At 63.3% G+C, this 18097-nt stretch carries 15 protein-coding genes and 1 pseudogene; 6 read left to right on the top strand and 10 right to left on the bottom strand.

Annotated elements, in window-relative coordinates; all coding sequences use genetic code 11:
* Positions 1-103: 103 nt before the first annotated feature.
* The gene (locus NKJ55_RS19235; RefSeq protein ID WP_352451235.1) at positions 104-1480 is read left to right on the top strand and encodes an MFS transporter; all 1377 of its coding nucleotides are present in this window, start codon (positions 104-106) and stop codon (positions 1478-1480) included.
* A gap of 39 nt (positions 1481-1519) precedes the next feature.
* Here the strand turns inward: NKJ55_RS19235 and purH are convergent, their stop codons facing one another.
* The 5 genes from purH to htpX all read right to left on the bottom strand — a co-directional run bounded on the left by purH (position 1520) and on the right by htpX (position 7795).
* Complete coding sequence (gene purH / locus NKJ55_RS19230; RefSeq protein ID WP_352451234.1) at positions 1520-3136, bottom strand: bifunctional phosphoribosylaminoimidazolecarboxamide formyltransferase/IMP cyclohydrolase; 1617 nt, start codon at positions 3134-3136, stop codon at positions 1520-1522.
* An 84-nt stretch (positions 3137-3220) separates the two neighbouring features.
* Positions 3221-4969, bottom strand: coding sequence for a heparinase II/III family protein (locus tag NKJ55_RS19225; RefSeq protein ID WP_352451233.1), 1749 nt, complete (start codon positions 4967-4969; stop codon positions 3221-3223).
* Between the two features lie 146 nt (positions 4970-5115).
* Complete coding sequence (locus tag NKJ55_RS19220; protein WP_352451232.1) at positions 5116-6462, bottom strand: RsmB/NOP family class I SAM-dependent RNA methyltransferase; 1347 nt, start codon at positions 6460-6462, stop codon at positions 5116-5118.
* A complete protein-coding gene (locus NKJ55_RS19215) occupies positions 6459-6785 on the bottom strand; it encodes a hypothetical protein (RefSeq protein ID WP_352451231.1) in 327 nt (108 codons plus the stop codon). Before NKJ55_RS19215 ends, NKJ55_RS19220 begins: the two co-directional genes overlap by 4 nt.
* Complete coding sequence (gene htpX / locus NKJ55_RS19210) at positions 6782-7795, bottom strand: zinc metalloprotease HtpX (RefSeq protein WP_352451230.1); 1014 nt, start codon at positions 7793-7795, stop codon at positions 6782-6784. The genes NKJ55_RS19215 and htpX overlap by 4 nt, the downstream gene beginning before the upstream one ends.
* Before the next feature lie 116 nt (positions 7796-7911).
* On the opposite strand from htpX, the gene NKJ55_RS19205 reads away from it, so the two are divergent.
* Complete coding sequence (locus NKJ55_RS19205; RefSeq protein WP_352451229.1) at positions 7912-8124, top strand: DUF1674 domain-containing protein; 213 nt, start codon at positions 7912-7914, stop codon at positions 8122-8124.
* Between the two features lie 17 nt (positions 8125-8141).
* Here the strand turns inward: NKJ55_RS19205 and NKJ55_RS19200 are convergent, their stop codons facing one another.
* On the bottom strand, positions 8142-8813 hold the full coding sequence (locus NKJ55_RS19200; RefSeq protein WP_352451228.1) for an HAD-IA family hydrolase: 672 nt from the start codon (positions 8811-8813) through the stop codon (positions 8142-8144).
* A gap of 178 nt (positions 8814-8991) precedes the next feature.
* On the opposite strand from NKJ55_RS19200, the gene NKJ55_RS19195 reads away from it, so the two are divergent.
* The 3 genes from NKJ55_RS19195 (at position 8992) to NKJ55_RS19185 (ending at position 13207) form a co-directional block, all read left to right on the top strand.
* Entirely contained in the window at positions 8992-9861 is an 870-nt protein-coding gene (locus NKJ55_RS19195; RefSeq protein ID WP_352451227.1) for a transglutaminase-like domain-containing protein, read from the top strand.
* A gap of 328 nt (positions 9862-10189) precedes the next feature.
* A complete protein-coding gene (locus NKJ55_RS19190; protein ID WP_352451226.1) occupies positions 10190-11551 on the top strand; it encodes a pilus assembly protein TadG-related protein in 1362 nt (453 codons plus the stop codon).
* Positions 11552-11938: 387 nt separating this feature from the next.
* Positions 11939-13207, top strand: a complete 1269-nt coding sequence (locus tag NKJ55_RS19185) for a class I SAM-dependent methyltransferase (RefSeq protein WP_352451225.1) — start codon at positions 11939-11941, stop codon at positions 13205-13207.
* Here NKJ55_RS19185 and NKJ55_RS19180 read toward each other — a convergent pair whose 3' ends face one another.
* Both NKJ55_RS19180 and acs read right to left on the bottom strand, forming a co-directional pair.
* The gene (locus tag NKJ55_RS19180; protein ID WP_352451224.1) at positions 13208-13951 is read right to left on the bottom strand and encodes an MOSC domain-containing protein; all 744 of its coding nucleotides are present in this window, start codon (positions 13949-13951) and stop codon (positions 13208-13210) included.
* The gene (gene acs / locus NKJ55_RS19175; protein WP_352451223.1) at positions 13951-15906 is read right to left on the bottom strand and encodes an acetate--CoA ligase; all 1956 of its coding nucleotides are present in this window, start codon (positions 15904-15906) and stop codon (positions 13951-13953) included. Before acs ends, NKJ55_RS19180 begins: the two co-directional genes overlap by 1 nt.
* Positions 15907-16211: 305 nt before the next feature.
* Between acs and NKJ55_RS19170 the strand changes: the two genes are divergently transcribed.
* Positions 16212-16484: an usg protein gene (locus NKJ55_RS19170; protein ID WP_023678111.1), complete on the top strand. Its 273-nt coding sequence runs from the start codon at positions 16212-16214 to the stop codon at positions 16482-16484.
* A 45-nt stretch (positions 16485-16529) separates the two neighbouring features.
* Here the strand turns inward: NKJ55_RS19170 and NKJ55_RS19165 are convergent, their stop codons facing one another.
* Positions 16530-17564: an aldo/keto reductase gene (locus NKJ55_RS19165; protein WP_352451222.1), complete on the bottom strand. Its 1035-nt coding sequence runs from the start codon at positions 17562-17564 to the stop codon at positions 16530-16532.
* Between the two features lie 55 nt (positions 17565-17619).
* Positions 17620-18018 (bottom strand): annotated as a pseudogene (locus NKJ55_RS19160) (MFS transporter); the annotation flags it as partial.
* Between the last annotated feature and the right edge of the window lie 79 nt (positions 18019-18097).

Below are 18097 nucleotides of genomic sequence, written 5' to 3'. Positions count from 1 at the left end.
TCCCAAAAAGTGACGATCGGCTTTTGGACAAGATCGTGCTCAACAAGAAGACGGAGCGTCATTCCGATTCGATCGGCATGGAGCAAGCTCCAGCGGAGGGGACATGGCTGAGATGGCAGTGCAGCGGGCATCGGGACGCGGCATCTGGGGATGGATGCTGTTCGACTGGGCGGCACAGCCGTTTTTCACGGTCGTTACCACCTTCATCTTCGGTCCTTATTTCGTCTCGCGCATGGCCAGCAATCCAGAGACCGGGCAAGCGGCCTGGGGCTACGGCATTGCCGCCGCCGGCCTCGTCATTGCCGTTTTGTCGCCGGTCCTCGGCTCGATCGCCGATCAGACCGGACCACGCAAACCGTGGATAGCCTTCTTCGCCGCGGTTAAAATCACCTGCCTCACCCTGCTGTGGTTCGCCGCGCCCGGCTCTAATCTTTTTCTGGTCGTGGCGTTGTTCTCGCTGGCGTCGGTCGCGGCGGAATTCTCGACTGTGTTCAATGATTCGATGATGCCCCGCCTGGTGCCGAAGAGCGACATCGGCAGGATCTCGAACATGGCCTGGGGACTCGGCTATCTCGGCGGCATGATCGCACTGATCTTCGTCGTTACCGTCATGGCCGGCTCGCCTGAAACCGGCAAGACCGTCGTTGGGCTCGACCCGATCTTCGGCCTCGACCCCAGGCTCGGCGAGGACGCGCGCGCTACCGGGCCGTTGTCGGCGGCCTGGTATTTCCTGTTCATCCTGCCGATGTTCTTCTTCACGCCTGATGCGATCAAAGGCATTCCAATCGGGCCGGCGGTGCGCGAGGGACTATCGGAACTGAAGTCGACGCTGGCCGAAGTGCGCAAGCGCAGCGGTATTTTTCGCTTTCTCGTCGCCCGTATGATCTATCAGGACGGCGTCAACGCACTGCTGGCGCTAGGCGGAACGTTTGCGGCGGCAATGTTCCATTGGTCGATTACCGAGATCGGCCTGTTCGGCATCATCCTCAACGTCGTTGCCATCGTCGGCTGCCTGGTTGCCGCACGCCTCGACACAGCGCTGGGTTCCAAGACCATAGTGATGATTTCGCTGGTCATGCTGAGCATTGCCACGATCGGCATCGTTTCTACCGGGCCGGGCTATACGCTGTTCGGCGCCTGGGTGATGCCCGGACTGGATGGTGGCGGATTGTTCGGCACGGCGGCGGAAAAAGCCTACATTTTCTACGGCCTGCTGATCGGGCTTGCCTTCGGGCCGGTGCAGGCATCGTCGCGCTCCTACATGGCGCGCAGCGTCTCCGCTGCCGAATCGGGCCGCTATTTCGGCATCTATGCGCTGGCCGGCCGGGCAACCAGTTTTGCCGCACCCTTCATGGTGGCCACGATCACCCTGGCTAGCGGCTCGGCGCGGCTCGGCATGGCGGCGATCGTGCTGTTCCTTGGCGCCGGCATGGCGATCCTGATCGGCACGCCCTATCCGGCGGATCGGCCGGCGGAGTGAGCTGCTCTTGCCTTCTCCCACAGCGGGAGGGTAACGCGTTCAATGCCGGAAATGCCTCACTCCGGTGAAGACCATGGCAATGCCGTGAGCGTCGGCGGCGGCGATGACATCATCGTCGCGCATCGAGCCGCCGGGCTGGATGACGGCTGTGGCGCCGGCTTCGATTGCCGACAAAAGCCCATCCGCGAACGGGAAAAAGGCATCCGAGGCGACGACCGAGCCCCTGGTCAAAGGCTCCGTCAGGCCGGCAGCCTCGGCCGCGTCGAGCGCCTTGCGCGCCGCGATGCGCGAGGAATCGACCCGGCTCATCTGGCCGGCGCCGATGCCGACTGTAGCGCCATCCCTGGCGTAGACGATGGCGTTCGACTTGACGTGCTTTGCCACGCGAAAAGCGAATTTCAGATCGGCCAATTCGGCCGGCGTCGGAGCGCGCCTGGTCACCACTTTCAGCTCGAGGTCATCCACCACCGCGTTGTCGCGGCCCTGGACCAGCAAACCACCAGCAACCGATTTCAAGCCAAGGCCCGCCGCGCGAGGGTCGGGCAGGCCGCCGGTGACCAGCAGGCGTAGGTTCTTCTTGGCGGCAATGATGCGCACTGCTTCTTCGGACGCCTCCGGTGCGATGATCACTTCGGTAAAGGTCTTGACGATCTCTTCGGCGGTTCCGGCATCGAGGACGCGGTTCATGGCGACGATGCCGCCGAAGGCCGAGACCGGGTCGCAGGCCAGCGCCTTGGCATAGGCCGCCTGCAGCGAAGCGTCCTCAGCGACGCCGCACGGGTTGGCGTGCTTGATGATGGCAATTGCTGCGGAGCGCGACGGGTCGAACTCGCCGACCAGCTCGAAGGCAGCGTCGGTGTCGTTGATGTTGTTGTAGGAAAGCTGCTTGCCCTGAAGCTGGCGCGCCGTGGCGACGCCCGGCCGCCTGTCGCCGTTGACATAGAAGCCGGCGCCCTGATGCGGGTTTTCGCCATAGCGCATCACCGACTGCAGCTTGCCGCCGAAGGCGCGCCATGTCGGATGCTCGATCTCAAGCGCCTCGGCGAACCATCCCGAGATCGCCGCATCGTAGGTGGCGGTGCGGGCAAAGGCCTTGGCTGCCAGCTTCTTGCGGAAATCCAGCGACAACGAGCCGAAATTCATCTCGAGCGCGTTGAGCACCGAGGCATAGTCATCGGGATCGGTGACGATGCCGACATAGGCGTGGTTCTTGGCCGAGGCACGGATCATCGCCGGGCCGCCGATGTCGATGTTCTCGACGATCGCCGCGTAGTCGGCGCCGGAGCGACGCACCTCTTCGAACGGATAGAGATTGGAGACGACGAGATCGATCGGCTCGATGCCGTGGTCGCGCATCGCTGCGGCGTGCTCGGGATCGTCGCGCACGCCAAGCAGTGCGCCATGCACCGACGGGTGCAGCGTCTTGACGCGGCCGTCCATGATCTCGGGAAAGCCGGTGAGCTCGGACACGTCGCGCACCGCCATGCCTGCCTCGGCAAGGGCCCTTGCGGTGCCGCCGGTCGAGACTAGCTCGACGCCGGCCGAAGCCAGCGCCCTGGCGAAATCGATCAGGCCGGTCTTATCAAAGACGGAAAGGAGCGCGCGACGGATGGGTACAAGGTCGGGCGCGGGAATGTTCTTGGCGGCGACGGCCATGGGCTGGCGGCCTTTCCAGTTCTGGTTGGAGAGCGTCCGCGGGCCGTAGCATATGAGGCCCGGAAATCAAGCCGCAAGACTTGATCAGTGTCTGCCGTTGCCATCGGCTTCAGCTTTTTCCGGACGGCCGGCGATGATGGTGCGCGTCAATTGCCAGTGGACCTCGGAAATTTCCGAGGCCTTGAACGCAAGCACGATCTGGCGGCTGCGGCGCGGGCCGCCAAGCCCTGCGAAATAGATCGATTCCTCGACCTCGGGCACCACTTCGGTAGAGGTAAACACCCAGGTGTCGGCATGGTCGGCGGCCAGCACCAGACGGTCATGCTCATCCTGGAGCAGGCTTATATCGGGATGGACATGGAAACGCACCGTGACGAAGTCACGGCCATTGTTGCGGATAGAAGCGCCGCCCGGGCGCAGGAAACGGTCCCTGCCGGCAAGTACATTGCCGTCGGTCGATAATTTCAGCTCGCGCTCATGCAGGAAGCCGAAGCGCGCCACATAGCCGTCATGGCGGGCGATGAAGCCCTGGCTGCCCTTCTGGTCGGTGCGCTTGCAAGGCACATGCTGCGGCCCGCCGATCAAAGGCGTGCCGAGCAGGTCGTTGACGCGCAAGGAGTGATTGAAACGCGCCGACGACGTGTCGTTGATGGTGGCGGTCGAGTGGGCGGCGGTGGCGCGGGCAAGCGGCCGGAACTCGGCGGCGCCATAAGTGTCTATTCCGGCGTTGACGATATAGTGCTGGCGGCCCGACGATAATTCGAAGGCGAGGCATCCGGCGTGAGCGGCATTGGATACGTCGACGGGGGGCGGCAGGCCGGTATCGGCGATCACAGTGACACCGCCCATCGACAGGCGCTCATAACCCGAATGCGGCGCGTGCAGCAACGGTGCGCCGGCGGTGTCGTCGTGATGCAGGATGCTGGCGATACGGTCGTGAATGGTGGCGCCCATGCCGTTGAAGCGGGCAAGGCTGCCGTCCTGATGGCGAAAGAAGCGCAGTGCCGGCAGCATCCGGTCGATGGCTCCGATCAGGGCGGCCGGCGGCGTCTCGGCCTGATTGGCGTATGTCTGGCGCAACGGCAGAAGGTCGGCGAGGATTTCAAGCACGGTCATCGGATTACGCGAGAGATGGCCGCCGTCAGGCAGGATCTGGCGGTCGAGCTCCTCGGCGAGATTGCGGGTGGCACCGCGTAGCGCCGAGGCCGGCGCCGGCAGCGACAAAGCGGCAAAGGCCAGCGCAATGCGGGCGCGCAGCCTGTCCTTGCCGTCCGGCATCTCGCGCACCATGGCGCGCAGATAGCGGATCTGGACGGCGAGCGATTTCAAGAACGCGCGGTAGAACGGAAATTCGGCGCCCTGCAACACGATCGACGAATGCTGCAGCCAGGCAATGACACGCTTGGCCGTCGTGCCAGGCTCCCAGGCGACGCCGGAAATATGGCTGCCATGGATTGCAATCCAGTCGGAAACCAACGCCCGCGCGTTGGCGGCGGCGAGCTCGGTACCGGCGGCACGCATATGGCGCAGCCAGCGAAAGCCATGCAGCGTTTTCTGCCAGCCGGGATTGGGCACGTCGATCTGGAAGGGCGATTTGCCGCCGGTCTCGACCAGATGCCCCGAAAGCGGATAGCGGCCGTAATAGATCTCGAGCGCGATCTGAGGATCGGCGAGCCGCAGGTCCGGTGGGGCGATCAGGACGCGCTCCGGCGTACGGCCTGAGTAGCGCCAGCGATAGAGTGGCCCGGCGCGCAAGCGCCGGCGCGTCTTGCGCCAGAACTCCCTCGCGACAAGCGTCCACAGACGCGTCGTGTTACCGGCAGCGATTGCCAAAACCCCTCCTGATCGTCCTCACCCAAGCACAAGTTTATATGATTCAAGAACTTGTGCGAAGGCGAATTCCGCGGCAGTGGGGCCGTTCAGCCTGTTTTCCATGCCTCCTCGCCCCAAGAAGCCGGATGGCGCTTCAAGATCGGCCCTTAGCCGGCTCTGCGCATGCGGGCGGCGAAGAAGCCGTCCAGCCCGGAGCGGCCCGGCGAGCCTAGCTTCAGATCGGCAGGCGTGGTGCGCAACGTGCCTTGCGGCGTCAGAAACGGGTCGATGCCGGCGATCTCACCCGGCCGAAGCGGGTCGTCGACAATCTCCGCATTGCCGGCGAGAAAGTCGCGATAGAGCTCTTCGCCTTCCAGCGGATCGAGCGAACAGTTGGAAAAGACGATGCGTCCACCAGGCTTGACCAGGGTGACGGCGCGGGCAAGCAGCCGGCGTTGCAGGTCGGCCAGTTTTTCGACGTCGGCCACCGTCTTCGTCCAGGGGACGTCGGGATGCCGCCGCACCGTGCCGGTCGAAGAGCAAGGTGCGTCGAGGAGGACGGCGTCGAAGAGGTCCTTCGGCTCGTATTTGAGCAGATCGGCCTGGACGATCTCGGCGGCCAGACCGAGCCGTTCGAGGTTCTGCGTCAGCCGTGCCAGCCGCGTTTTGGACATGTCGAGCGCGGTGACGTGGGCGCCGGCGAGGATCAGCTGGGCGGTCTTGCCGCCCGGCGCGGCGCAGAGGTCGGCGATTCGCAAACCATTGATGTCGCCGAACAGCTGGGCCGGCAGGCTGGCCGCTGCATCCTGAACCCACCAGGCGCCTTCCCCAAAGCCGGGCAGTTCGGTCACGGAAGCGCTGAGCTTTTCCACCCGCACCGTGCCGGTCGGCAAGACAAAGCCGCCGAGCCGTTCGGCCCACAGCGCCGGGTCCGACTTGACCGAGAAATCGACCGGTGCCTCATGGCGATGGGCGAGCAGTATCTGCCGGGCCTTGTCGAGGCCGTAGACTGTTTTCAAACGGTCGGAAAACCATTTTGGCGCCTCGTCGGTAGCGGCAAATGCTGCGGCGAGCTCGTCCTGCTTGGCCCGCGCCAGCGTGCGCAGCACGCCGTTGACGAGGCCGGAAAAGCGCGCCGTGCGCGGATCGGACTTGGCGTGTGTCACGGCGAGGTCGACGGCGGCGCTGTCGGGAACATCGAGGAACAGGATCTGCGCTGCCGCCACATGCAAAATGTGCGAAAGCGCCGTGGCGTTGGGCGGCAGCGGCTTTTCCAGGCGACGGGCCAAAAGGCCTGATATGGTCATGCGGTAGCGCAGGGCGGTGACCAGAATGGCGCGCACCAAAGCGCGGTCGCGCAGGTCGAGCGCCTTGTATTGTGGATGGCCGTTTTCATGGTCGGTCAGCCCGTCGAGCGGCGTTTTCGCGTCAATGACGGCGGCAAGCAGGCGCGCGGCTGCCTTGCGCGCGGCGAGACCGCGAGCTTCTGAAGCCTCACTGTGAGTTGGCCTCATTGTGTCGGCGATCGGTTGACTAGTTTAAATATGGCGCTGACAAAATCTTCTTTACTTCCTAGGGGTGAGATCACCTGAATGTAGTCTTTCTCAACCGTGCCGACATAGTCCGCGACTTGCTTTGGAGATGCACCATCCCCGACAAGTCGGACGATGTGGCGGAGATAGGTGTCATATTCATCTTCAGGAAGTGGGCGAAAGCCCAGGTCACTTGATGTTGCTATGCTCGCCATCGGTATGCCGATAGGGTTCCAGTGCCTTGCACAAAGATCGCGCATTTCCGCCAGCGAGATCCCGCCTTTTTTGTCTGTCGCGCTCGTCACGACCACGGACCTTTGGGGCCGGTCGGATTGCGTCCCCAGGGATTGGGTCTCGGCTTGGCCGGCTCAGCCGGCCTCTCGGGCCGCGCGGCCCTGTCCCACGGACCAGACGGCTGCCCGGTCGCTTCCGGCGCCGGCCTTGGCGTCGCGGCCGCTTCGGGTGCGCCGGCCATTTCGCTCGCCATCCTCTGCAACGCGGCGATGCGGTTTTCTGTGCTCGGGTGAGTGGAAAACAAACTGTCCATACGCTCGCCGGAAAGAGGATTGATGATGAAGAGATGGGCGGTTGCCGGATTGCGCTCGGCATCCGGGTTGCGGATGCGTTCGGCGCCCCGCGCGATCTTGTCAAGCGCCGAGGCGAGCCACAGCGGGTGTCCACAGATTTCGGCACCGCGCCGGTCGGCCTCATATTCGCGGGTGCGGCTCACCGCCATCTGCACGATCATGGCGGCCAAAGGCGCGACGATCATTGCCACCAGCACGCCGACGATGCCGAAGGAATTGTTGTTGTCGCGGTTGCCGCCGAAAAAGAAGGCGAAATTGCCGAGCATCGAAATTGCGCCGGCAAAGGTGGCGACGATCGTCATGGTCAGCGTATCGCGGTGCTGCACATGGGCGAGCTCGTGCGCCATCACCGCCGCGACTTCTTCATGCGATAGCCGCTCGAGCAGGCCGGTGCTGGCGGCGACAGCGGCATTTTGCGGATTGCGGCCGGTGGCGAAGGCATTGGGCTGCGGATTGTCGATGAGATAGGTTCTCGGCATCGGCAGGCCGGCACGTTGGGCGAGACCCTGCACGATGGCGTAATATTCAGGCGCGTTGCGTTCGTCGACTTCGATCGCACGGTGCATCGACAGCACCATCTTGTCGGCGTTCCAATAGCTGAACAAATTGGTGCCGGCGGCGATCAGCAAGGCGATCATCATGCCGCCGGATCCGCCGACCAGATAGCCGACGCCCATGAACAGGGCCGTCATTGCGGCCAAAAGCATGGCGGTGCGAAGGGTGTTCATCGTCTGCTCCATTTGGGCCCAACAAAGGGGTCGATCCTTGTGGGCCCATCGCTATATGATGGGAAACAGCGGTTCCCGTTTCAATCGGGGCCTGTTTCAATCTAGCGGAAGATCGCATGATCGACAAAACCAGCCAAACGCATGCTAACGGCTCGCCGCAAAAGCCGCTGACCCCGGCAGCCAGGCGCGCCTTGGTCGAGGCCGAGGCCCGGCGGGAGAAATATCGCGAGCAGGAAGCCACGCTGCCGAGGGAGATCGGCGGGCGCGGCGGCAAGGAGCCTGGCCGCTATGGCGACTGGGAGGTCAAGGGCCTGACCAGCGACTTTTAGCGCAAGCAGGATGCTAGTTAAGCAGGCTGTGCGGTCCGTTCCGCTTCGATGGCAATCCAGCCGTTGTCATCGACAGCGATGCCGATCGCGCCATAGCCGGTGATGGCGGCATGCGGCGTCTGCAACGGATGCCGGTGCGTGGCGCTGATCACCACGATTGCAGCGCCCGCGGCTTCGGCTGCCGCTATGCCGGCCGGCGCGTCCTCGAAGACGAGGCAGTCGCGCACATCGACGCCGAGCCGTGCGGCCGCCAGCCGGAAGCAGTCGGGTGCCGGCTTGCCGCGAGCCACGTCCTCCGCCGCGACGATCACGGCGGGAGCCGGAATGCCGGCGGCCTGCAGGCGCAGCAAGGCAAGTTCGCGCGGTGCCGAAGTGGCGATCGCCCAGCTTCCAGGCGGCAGCGACGCCAAGAAGGCCGCGGCGCCGGCAATCGGGCGAATGCCCTCGACATCGGCCGCCTCGGCCTGCAAAAGCGATTCGGCTTCGCGGGCAGGATCGACGCCTGGGAGCGCCAGCCGGCCGATGGTCTCGATCGCCCGCACGCCGTGGATGGTCGGCAGGAATGCGGCGACGTCAAGACCTTGCCGATGCGCCCACGCTGCCCAGACCCTTTCCGCCGCGGCGATCGAATTGAGAATCGTGCCGTCCATATCGAACAGGAAGGCCGCGAATTTTCTGCCTGCGAACATCGGTTTCCCGGGGTCATCTTGGAGGAATTATTTCGAAAGACGCGTGTCGATCGACCGTAACGTTGCCGCGTCCGTATGGGAAGTCGCGAGGCGTCGTTTTTGACGACCACAAGGAACCGCCGCACACTCTCCTGCGTTGACCAGCACTATCTTCCATGACGATCGTAGGGGGACGGCGATGCTGATCAGGCTCGGCTATGAAATTGCCATTGAATGCGCTGCAGCCACGCCGATTGTTTCGCTGCTCGAGATCCATCGGGATCGCCAGGCCGACATCAAGCGGCAGACGCGCGTGCTGACGTCGCCGTCGGTTCCGACCAGGGTCTACCACGATCTTTTCGGCAATAGCTGCCGCCGCTTCACGGCGCCGGCCGGAAGCTTTCGCATCCTTTATGACGCGGTGGTCGAGGACAGCGGCGAGATGGACGAAGTCAACACGCTGGCCGGGGAAGTCCCGGTTGCCGAATTGCCGGACGAGGTGCTCGGCTATCTGCTCGGCAGCCGTTACTGCGAGACCGACCATCTCGGCGACCTGGCCTGGCAACTTTTCGGCCAGCTTCCGCCGGGCTGGGCGCGGGTGCAGGCGATCGTCGACTATGTCCACAACCGCCTGTCCTTCGGCTACGGCTATGCGCGCTCGACCCGCACGGCGGCGCAGGCGCATGAGGAGCGCGTCGGCGTCTGCCGCGACTTTGCCCATCTGGCGATCACGCTCTGCCGCTGCATGAACATCCCGGCCCGCTACGTGAACGGCTATCTCGGCGATATCGGCGTGCCCGCCGATCCGGCGCCGATGGATTTCTCGGCCTGGGTGGAAGTGTTCCTCGACGGCAGATGGTACACCTTCGATCCTCGCCACAATGTGCCGAGGATCGGCCGCGTCGTCATAGCCCGCGGCCGCGACGCCACCGACGTGCCGCTGCTGCACAGTTTCGGCCCTCATCGGCTCAGCCTGTTCAAGGTCTGGACCCACGAGCAGGAAGGCAATCTGTTCAAGCCGCCCTATCGCGGCGTCGACAAGACCGTCAGCGCACGGATGCTGGCCTGATCTTCGGACACATTCGCAGTCCGGATTTCCACCTGCCGCCACTGCGGCAGCACTGATCCTGTTCGATACATCTCGTCTGTACCGGATTGGGACGCAGTCCAGCCGTCTCGAATTGCGAGCCCGAATCTTGGTAAGCGCTTTTTGAACAAAGCCGTGCCGACGCGGCTTTCGTTTACCCGCTGTTTACCTTGTCGCCGCTCGAAACCGCTTGGAAACAATGGCCTGAGCGGGGGCCGCTCGCTTTCCCGCGCCCGGCGGCGCGATCCGGCCGGATTCCTGCAATGCGCGTTCGGACAGCTGCAGGCTGTAGCGAATGGAGGCGGAAAGAATGCGGCGTTTCGGGGGTCTTGTTCAGGCGATCGGCGGCTTTGCCGGGGATCGCAGCGGAAATTTCGCGGTCCTGTTTGGTATAATCGGCTCAGTACTGGCGCTGAGTGTCGGCTTTGCCGTCAACGTATCCCAACTCTACAATGTGAAATCGAGCCTGCAAGGCGTCGTCGACGCTGCGGTCACCTCGACGGCCCGCGACCTGACGACCGGCGTCATCAGCGAGGCCGAAGCCAGCAAATCGGTGCAGGCCTTTCTCGATGCCAACAGCACGGCGGGTATCCTGCAGGACAATCAGATCGTTCTCGACAAACTGACCGTCGACCAGACCGCCAGGACCGTTCAGGCGGACGTTCATGTCAATGTCAGCTATTATTTCCCGCTTTTCAGCACGGGTAGCATGCAGCGCGTTCCCGCATCGACGACGGCTCTCTATTCGGACAAGCAGATCGAAGTCGCGATGATGCTCGATGTGACCGGCTCGATGGCAGGCCAGAAAATCATCGATCTGCGGACGGCTGCGGCGAATGCCGTCGACAGTTTTCTGGGCGGTCAGGACACCTCCAAACCGCGCGTGCGGGTTGCCATCGTACCTTATGCCAATTCGGTGAATGCCGGTACACTTGCCGCCAGCAGCGTCTATGTGGAAACCACCGCCAGCCAACGCAAACAGGCGCCGGCCAATGACGCTGTGCAGTATGTCTCGGGGCTCATCCGTCCTGACAATTGCGCCACCGAACGCAAGGGGACCTACCAATATTCGGACGCAGGCCCCGACGCCAGCATGGTCAACCGCGACTACCTGCTGTCGTCCTTCGCCTGGCAAACCGGCACCGCCGCCTGCCCGGCCACCACGCTGATGCCGCTGACGGCGGATGCGACGGCGCTCAAGACTGTCATCAAGAATTTCGTCGCCTCCGGCGGCACTGCCGGCCATATCGGCGTGCAGTGGACCTGGTACATGCTCTCGGAGAACTGGGGGGGCATCATGAGGACTTCGCAGCGGCCGGCCAAGATGGATCCAAGAAAGGTCGCCAAAATCGCGATCCTGATGACCGACGGCGAATTCAACCTGTCCTACTTCGATGCGAGCACGGTGAGCGACGTCTACAATGACGCCGGCAAGGAGCCGACCCGCACGGCCGCCAAGAAACTTTGCGCTGCCATGCGCGACAACGGCATCGAGATATTCACTATTGGGTTTGACCTAAACGAAACGAATGCCAAGGCCACGCTCCAGGATTGCGCGAGCCCGGACACCGCCAAGATCAAGCACTTCTACCAAGCTGCCAATGGAACCGAACTCAACCAGGCTTTCCAGGACATAGCGCGCAACGTCGAGATGTTGACCGTAACCAAATAAGGGACAACAGCCCAAAAAGGAAAAGGCCGCCGCTTCTCGCGAAGTCGGCGGCCTTCCGTGTTTCCGTCCATGGCGCGGCTCCTGGCGGCGACGGTTGGTCGCCAGCCGCGCATCTCGCGCCTTAACGGGAAGACTGCTTCCCGAAAGTGCGATCCGCTGAGGCCACGTTCTGGAAAACGAAATCACTCGACATCGGATCACCTCCTTTCGATTTGTTGAACACTTCCTCATGATGGGGTGTCATCCGGCAAATGGCAAGGCGCGGCACTCGAAAATCCTGAACAAGCGTGCTTGTGCACTCGGGCGGCTTGCGGCCGGCCGATCGGGCAGGCAAGATCGAGCCGCGATTGTTCCGGGCCGTTATTTGCCGGGTAAGGGAGGACGGGGATGGAGGCAGCCGAGAGAGCGGCCCGGATTGTTCGGACGGTCATCGAGACGCTGAAGCCGGGTTTCGCGGTGAGGCTGTGGACAGGCGAGCGGATCGGCCCGGCTACCGGCCCGGTGCTCACTATCAACGACCAGGACATCGTCTGGCAGATCGTACGTCGGCCCTCTTTATCGACGCTGATCGAGATGTGGATTGCCAAGGCGGTCGACGTCGAAGACGGATCGCTGTTCGATTTCTACGCCTTGCCCACGCACGGCAAGCTCAGGACGAAGCTCAAGACATTGCCGAAGCTGGCGATCCTGCGCGACCTGCCGGCGGTGCTGTTTTCGCGAAAACAGATGACGACGCGAACCGATCTTTCCGGCCGCAATCCTTTCGTCAGCGGTTCGAGCAAGGAGGCGATCCAGCATCATTACGACATTTCCAACGCATTCTACCGGCTCTTCCTCGACGAGCGCATGGTCTATAGCTGCGGCTACTTCAAGGATTTCGCCAACGATATCGATCAGGCCCAGAGAGACAAGCTCGACCATATCTGCCGCAAGCTTCGCCTGAAGCCCGGCGACAGATTGCTCGACATCGGCTGCGGCTGGGGAGCGATGCTCATCCATGCGGTGAAGAATTATGGCGTCGTCGGCCACGGCGTTTCGCTATCGGAAGCACAGACCGAACTCGCCCGTGAACGCATCCGCGCCGCCGGGCTGGAGGACCGCATCACCATCGAGATCAAGTCCTATGCCGAGCTGTCCGGCTCCTTCGACAAGATCTCCTCGATCGGCATGTTCGAGCATCTGGGGCTTGCCAACCATGCGGCCTATTTCTCGAGGATCCATCGCCTGCTCAAGCCCGGCGGCATCTATCTGCACCACGCCATCACCCGGCGCGACAAGGGCAGCTTGAAGAAGACGCTGCGCAAGGGGCCGGAATTCAAGGCGCTGATCAAATACATTTTTCCGGGCGGCGAACTCGATACGATCGGCATGACGCTCGGCAATCTCGAGGCGCACGGCTTCCTCGTCTACGACGTCGAAAACTTGCGCGAGCACTATGCGCGCACCTGCAGGCTATGGGCAGAGCGTCTCCACGCACGCTTCGACGAAGCCATCGCCGAGGTCGGCGAAGCCAAGGCGCGGCTCTGGCTGCTTTATCTCACCGGTTGCTCGATCACCTTCGAACGCGCCTCGGCGCAGGTCTTCCAGACCGTTGTCACTAGGCGCGCGCGCGGCCCGAGCGGCCTGCCGCCGACGCGGGCGGATTTGTATCGATAGCTACAGGAGGCGCATCGTGGCGCCGATCTCGACGCGGGCCGGTCGGTCGACGGTGCAGTAGACGCCGAGATTATGGGCGTTGTGGCGGACCAGGCTGCGCAGGATTGCCGGGTCGTGGTCGAACCCGTTCTGGCCAATGATGGTGAAGCCGCAGCGGCGGCACGGCTCGGAGATGGTCAGGAGCAGGTCGCCGATTGCCAGCTTGCACCCGATCCATTCCGTCTCGGGAAACGACCCCTCGACCTCTGGCATATCGACGACGATGTTGGGGCGGAAGCGGCGCGCGTCGGCGGTGCCCTCTGGATGCAGCACTTTCAAACGCGCCAGTGAGGCGGTGGTCAGCAGATGAATAGGGGTTTTGACGTAGCGTTCCGTCAGCAGGGGGCCGAGGTAATCCGGAGCCGCATTTTCCCGGCGGAACGGCCGGATGGAAGCCGCAAAGCCGAGATACGCGGAAACCGCGCGATCACTTTGCGCGCCAGGTGCCGAAAGCCAGCGTCCGTCGGGGATGGCGACCTCCAGCCTGCCGGCCTGCGACAGCCGGGTGCGGATGCGGGGCACCTTGTGCCATTTCGCTTCGCGGTCGGGCCGCGCGATTTCATCGGTCGAGGTATCGACAAGACCAAACAGGCGGTCGCCTTCGACGGTATACCAGTCGACGGAGATCGCCTCCTGAAACTCGCCGGCGAGCGAGCTCGCGGGATAGCGCCAAAGCTCGGTGACGGCGCCCAATGCGGGTTGCATCAGCCCTTCTTGTTTTGCCGGTTGGCGATCAGGTCGTCGACGACTGCCGGGTCGGCGAGCGTCGAGGTGTCGCCGAGCGCGGCAAAATCATCCTCGGCGATCTTGCGCAGGATGCGCCGCATGATCTTGCCGGAACGGGTCTTCGGCAGGCCGGGCGCGAACTGGATCTTGTCGGGCGAAGCGATGGCGCCGATCTCCTTGCGGACATGGGCGACGAGCTCCTGGCGCAATTCCTCGCTTGGCGTCTCGCCGGCCATCAGCGTGACATAGCAGTAGATGCCCTGGCCCTTGATATCGTGCGGGTAGCCGACGACGGCGGCCTCCGAGACCTTCTCATGCGAAACCAGCGCCGATTCGACCTCGGCGGTGCCCATCCGGTGGCCGGAGACGTTGATGACGTCATCGACGCGACCGGTGATCCAGTAGTAGCCGTCAGCATCGCGGCGGCAGCCGTCGCCGGTGAAGTACCTGCCCTTGTAGGTCGAGAAATAGGTCTGCACGAAGCGGTCGTGATCGCCATAGACGGTGCGCATCTGGCCCGGCCATGAGTCGGCAATGCAAAGATTGCCGCTGGCTTCGCCTTCCAGTACCTTGCCGTCGGCGTCGACCAGCTGCGGCTTGACGCCAAAGAAGGGCCGCGTCGCCGAACCCGCCTTGAGGTGGGTGGCGCCCGGAACCGGCGTGATCATGATGCCGCCGGTCTCGGTCTGCCACCAGGTGTCGACGATCGGCACCTTGCCGTTGCCGACGACGTTGAAATACCACTCCCAGGCTTCCGGATTGATCGGCTCGCCGACGGTGCCGAGCACGCGCAGCGACTTGCGCGACGTTTTGGTGACATGGGCATCGCCGGCGCCCATCAGCGCGCGCAGCGCCGTCGGCGCCGTGTAGAAGATGTTAACCTTGTGCTTGTCGATCACGTCCCAGAAACGCGACTGCGACGGGTAGTTCGGCACGCCTTCGAACATCAGCGTGGTGGCGCCGTTGGCGAGCGGCCCGTAGACGATATAGCTGTGGCCGGTGACCCAGCCGACATCGGCGGTGCACCAGTAGATATCGCCCTCATGATAGTCGAAGACATATTGGTGGGTCATCGAGACATAGACGAGATAGCCGGCGGTGGTGTGCAGCACGCCCTTCGGCTTGCCGGTCGAGCCGGATGTGTAGAGGATGAACAGCGGGTCCTCGGCGTTCATCTTCTCGGGCTTGCATTCGGCCTTAACCGTGGCGACCTCGTCATGGTACCAGACGTCGCGCCCGGCGGCCCAGCCGGTCTTGCCGCCGGTGCGGCGCACGACCAAGACCTTTTCGACTTTCGTTCCGGCCTTGGCGGCGATCTCGATCGCCTTGTCGGTGTTCTCCTTCAGCGGGATAGTCTTGCCGCCGCGCAGGCCTTCGTCGGCGGTGATGACGAAGGTCGACTTACAGTCGTCGATGCGTCCGGCCAGCGCATCCGGCGAAAAGCCGCCGAAGACAACCGAATGAATGGCGCCGATGCGCGTGCAGGCGAGCATCGCATAAGCGGCCTCCGGGATCATCGGCATGTAGATGGTGACGCGGTCGCCCTTCTTGACGCCGTGCTTCTTCATCACATTGGCGAGGCGGCAGACACGTGCGTGAAGTTCGTTATAGGTGATCTTCCTGTCGTCGTAGGGATTGTCGCCTTCCCAGATGATGGCGGTCTGTTCGCCGCGCTTCTTCAGATGCCGGTCGATGCAGTTCCACGAAACGTTTGTCTGGCCATCCTCGAACCATTTGATCGAAACCTTGCCGTCGAAGGACGTGTTCTTGACCTTGCTGTAGGGCTTGAACCAGTCGATGCGCTTGCCGTGCTTGCCCCAGAACTTGTCCGGGTTCTTGACGCTGTCGGCGTACCATTTCAGGTAGGTGTCATTGTCAATCAGCGCGTTCTTCTTCCACGCCGGCTGGACGCGATGGACATGAACATCGGACATTTCTTCGCCTTCCTCCCCAAAACCAAACCGCCGGCTTGACCGCCGGCAGGATCGCGGCGATGCGGCCGCGAATTCGCGCGCATTATTAACAGTTCGGCGGTGACGGCAACATTAGACGTTGGATTCGCGCGGCGGGATGCCGCAGGTGCCTTGCCCGGCGGTGTCAGCACTCTCGTGAGGCGGCTGCTAAGCGCATGTTTTTGCGGGAGGAATCTGGTTTGATCGTAGAAATATCAATAGACGAATAAGCAAATGGGGTGCACAATTTCAGGCTGGGAGGAAGGAGAATCAACCAGGGGACCGCAATGCGCGACCATTCAGAAATGGACCTGATGCTCAAGGGCTATGGCTTGACCACGGCCAAGATTCTTTATCACTTCCCAGATCATCCGCATCTGCTGCAGAGCTTCATCTGGCAGGATTACGACATCGCCCCGAAATTTCCCGTGCTGATCCGTTTCATCGAGTTCTGGAAGGCCAAGCTCGAAGGCCCGCTGCATTCGGTCAGCTACACGCACCAGAAGCTGATCGCGCCGAACGAATGGCGCAAGGTCGACGGCGAGTTCGTTCTGCATTAGCCGGGCGGGCGGCAGTCTGGGAGCCGCCGCCCAGCTTTTGGAGCGTCAGACTGCGGGCGGGTTCAGCCGGGCAAAACCCTCCTGCCGGCGATAGGGAAAATACGGATAGGGTGCGGTGACCTCACTTGCCGTGTCGAGCTTCTTCATCTGCTCGGCTGTCAAGGACCAGCCGACGGCGCCGAGATTCTGGCGCAACTGCTCCTCGTTGCGCGCGCCAATGATGACGGAGGCGACGGTCGGCCGCTGCAGCAGCCAATTGATGGCGATCTGCGGTATGGTCTTGCCGGTTTCCTCGGCGACAACATCAAGCGCGTCGACGACCCGATAGAGATGCTCATCCTCGACGGGCGGTCCGAAGCTTGCCGTGTCGTGCAGCCGGCTTTTCTCAGGCAGCTTCTGGCCACGGCGGATCTTGCCGGTCAGGCGGCCCCAGCCGAGCGGGCTCCACACCAGCGCACCGACACCCTGGTCGAGGCCGAGCGGCATCAACTCCCATTCATAGTCGCGTCCGACCAGCGAGTAAAAGACCTGATGGGCGACGTATCGGGGATAGCCGTATCTGCCCGCCAGGCCGAGCGATTTCATCACTTGCCAGCCGGAAAAATTGGAGACGCCGACATAACGCAGTTTGCCGGCGCGCACGAGACTGTCCAGTGTCGACAGCACCTCCTCGATCGGTGTTGCTGCGTCGAAGGCGTGCAGTTGCAGCAGGTCGATGTAGTCGGTGCCAAGGCGCCCCAGCGCGTCTTCGACGGCCTTGATCAGGCGTGAACGTGACGATCCGGCATCGTTGGGACCGTCGCCCATCGGCAGCGAGGTCTTGGTCGAGATCAGCACGGCGTCGCGGCGGCCCTTGATGGCAGCGCCGAGCACTTGTTCGGAAGCGCCATTCGAATAGACGTCGGCGGTGTCGAACAGGTAGACGCCGGCCTCAAGGCAGATGTCGACCAGCCGCCGTGCTTCCGTCGCATCGCTGTTGCCCCAGGCGCCGAACAGCGGGCCTGAACCGCCGAAGGTTCCAGCGCCGAACGAGAGCGCCGGGACCTTCAGGCCTGATGCGCCAAGATTTCGATAATCCATGGGTTTGCTCCTTGTGGAAGGATGGCTGTTTCAAAGATTGGTTGAGGTTTGCGTTCTATGACCGCGCGATTTCCGGTGTAGCGAGGACAGGATCTCGGTCGAGACGCAGCGCAAACGCCGCCACGGCAAGCGCTGAAAGTGGCAACAGCGCCGCGACCCAGGTGACGGCACCGAGGCCGGGACCATGGGCGATGACCACGCCGCCGAGCCAGGCGCCGGCCGCTTTGCCGAGGTTGAAGGCGGCGATGTTGAAGGATGAAGCTAGGCTCTGGCCGGCGCCTTGCGCTTTCTGCAACACCCATAACTGTAGCGGCGCGACGGTGGCGAAGGCGGCGGCGCCGAGCAGGCCGACATAGATAACGGCCATGACCTGGCTGTGCAGGGCGAAGGTCATGGTGCCGAGCACCAGCGCCAGCACGACGAGACTGCTGAGAACGGACGGTACCAACCAGCGGTGGGGGGGGGGGGGGGGGGGGGGGGGGGGGGGGGGGGGGGGGGGGGGGGCGGGGCGGGGGGAGCGGGGGGGGCGCGCC

The organism is Mesorhizobium sp. M0106, from assembly GCF_040322715.1.
Lineage (GTDB): Bacteria > Pseudomonadota > Alphaproteobacteria > Rhizobiales > Rhizobiaceae > Mesorhizobium.
Note: the sequence above shows the minus strand (reverse complement) of the source record. Positions and strands in the feature narration are given on the sequence as shown.

What these genes read in the sequence shown, in the direction of transcription:
- NKJ55_RS19220 (WP_352451232.1), bottom strand. Translation starts at nt 6,462, where the DNA reads ATGAGGCCAACTCACAGTGAGGCTTCAGAAGCTCGCGGTCTCGCCGCG.
- NKJ55_RS19165 (WP_352451222.1), bottom strand. Translation starts at nt 17,564, where the DNA reads ATGGATTATCGAAATCTTGGCGCATCAGGCCTGAAGGTCCCGGCGCTC.
- acs (WP_352451223.1), bottom strand. Translation starts at nt 15,906, where the DNA reads ATGTCCGATGTTCATGTCCATCGCGTCCAGCCGGCGTGGAAGAAGAAC.
- htpX (WP_352451230.1), bottom strand. Translation starts at nt 7,795, where the DNA reads ATGAACACCCTTCGCACCGCCATGCTTTTGGCCGCAATGACGGCCCTG.
- NKJ55_RS19180 (WP_352451224.1), bottom strand. Translation starts at nt 13,951, where the DNA reads ATGCAACCCGCATTGGGCGCCGTCACCGAGCTTTGGCGCTATCCCGCG.
- NKJ55_RS19195 (WP_352451227.1), top strand. Translation starts at nt 8,992, where the DNA reads ATGCTGATCAGGCTCGGCTATGAAATTGCCATTGAATGCGCTGCAGCC.
- NKJ55_RS19205 (WP_352451229.1), top strand. Translation starts at nt 7,912, where the DNA reads ATGATCGACAAAACCAGCCAAACGCATGCTAACGGCTCGCCGCAAAAG.
- NKJ55_RS19235 (WP_352451235.1), top strand. Translation starts at nt 104, where the DNA reads ATGGCTGAGATGGCAGTGCAGCGGGCATCGGGACGCGGCATCTGGGGA.
- purH (WP_352451234.1), bottom strand. Translation starts at nt 3,136, where the DNA reads ATGGCCGTCGCCGCCAAGAACATTCCCGCGCCCGACCTTGTACCCATC.
- NKJ55_RS19200 (WP_352451228.1), bottom strand. Translation starts at nt 8,813, where the DNA reads ATGTTCGCAGGCAGAAAATTCGCGGCCTTCCTGTTCGATATGGACGGC.
- NKJ55_RS19185 (WP_352451225.1), top strand. Translation starts at nt 11,939, where the DNA reads ATGGAGGCAGCCGAGAGAGCGGCCCGGATTGTTCGGACGGTCATCGAG.
- NKJ55_RS19170 (WP_023678111.1), top strand. Translation starts at nt 16,212, where the DNA reads ATGCGCGACCATTCAGAAATGGACCTGATGCTCAAGGGCTATGGCTTG.
- NKJ55_RS19190 (WP_352451226.1), top strand. Translation starts at nt 10,190, where the DNA reads ATGCGGCGTTTCGGGGGTCTTGTTCAGGCGATCGGCGGCTTTGCCGGG.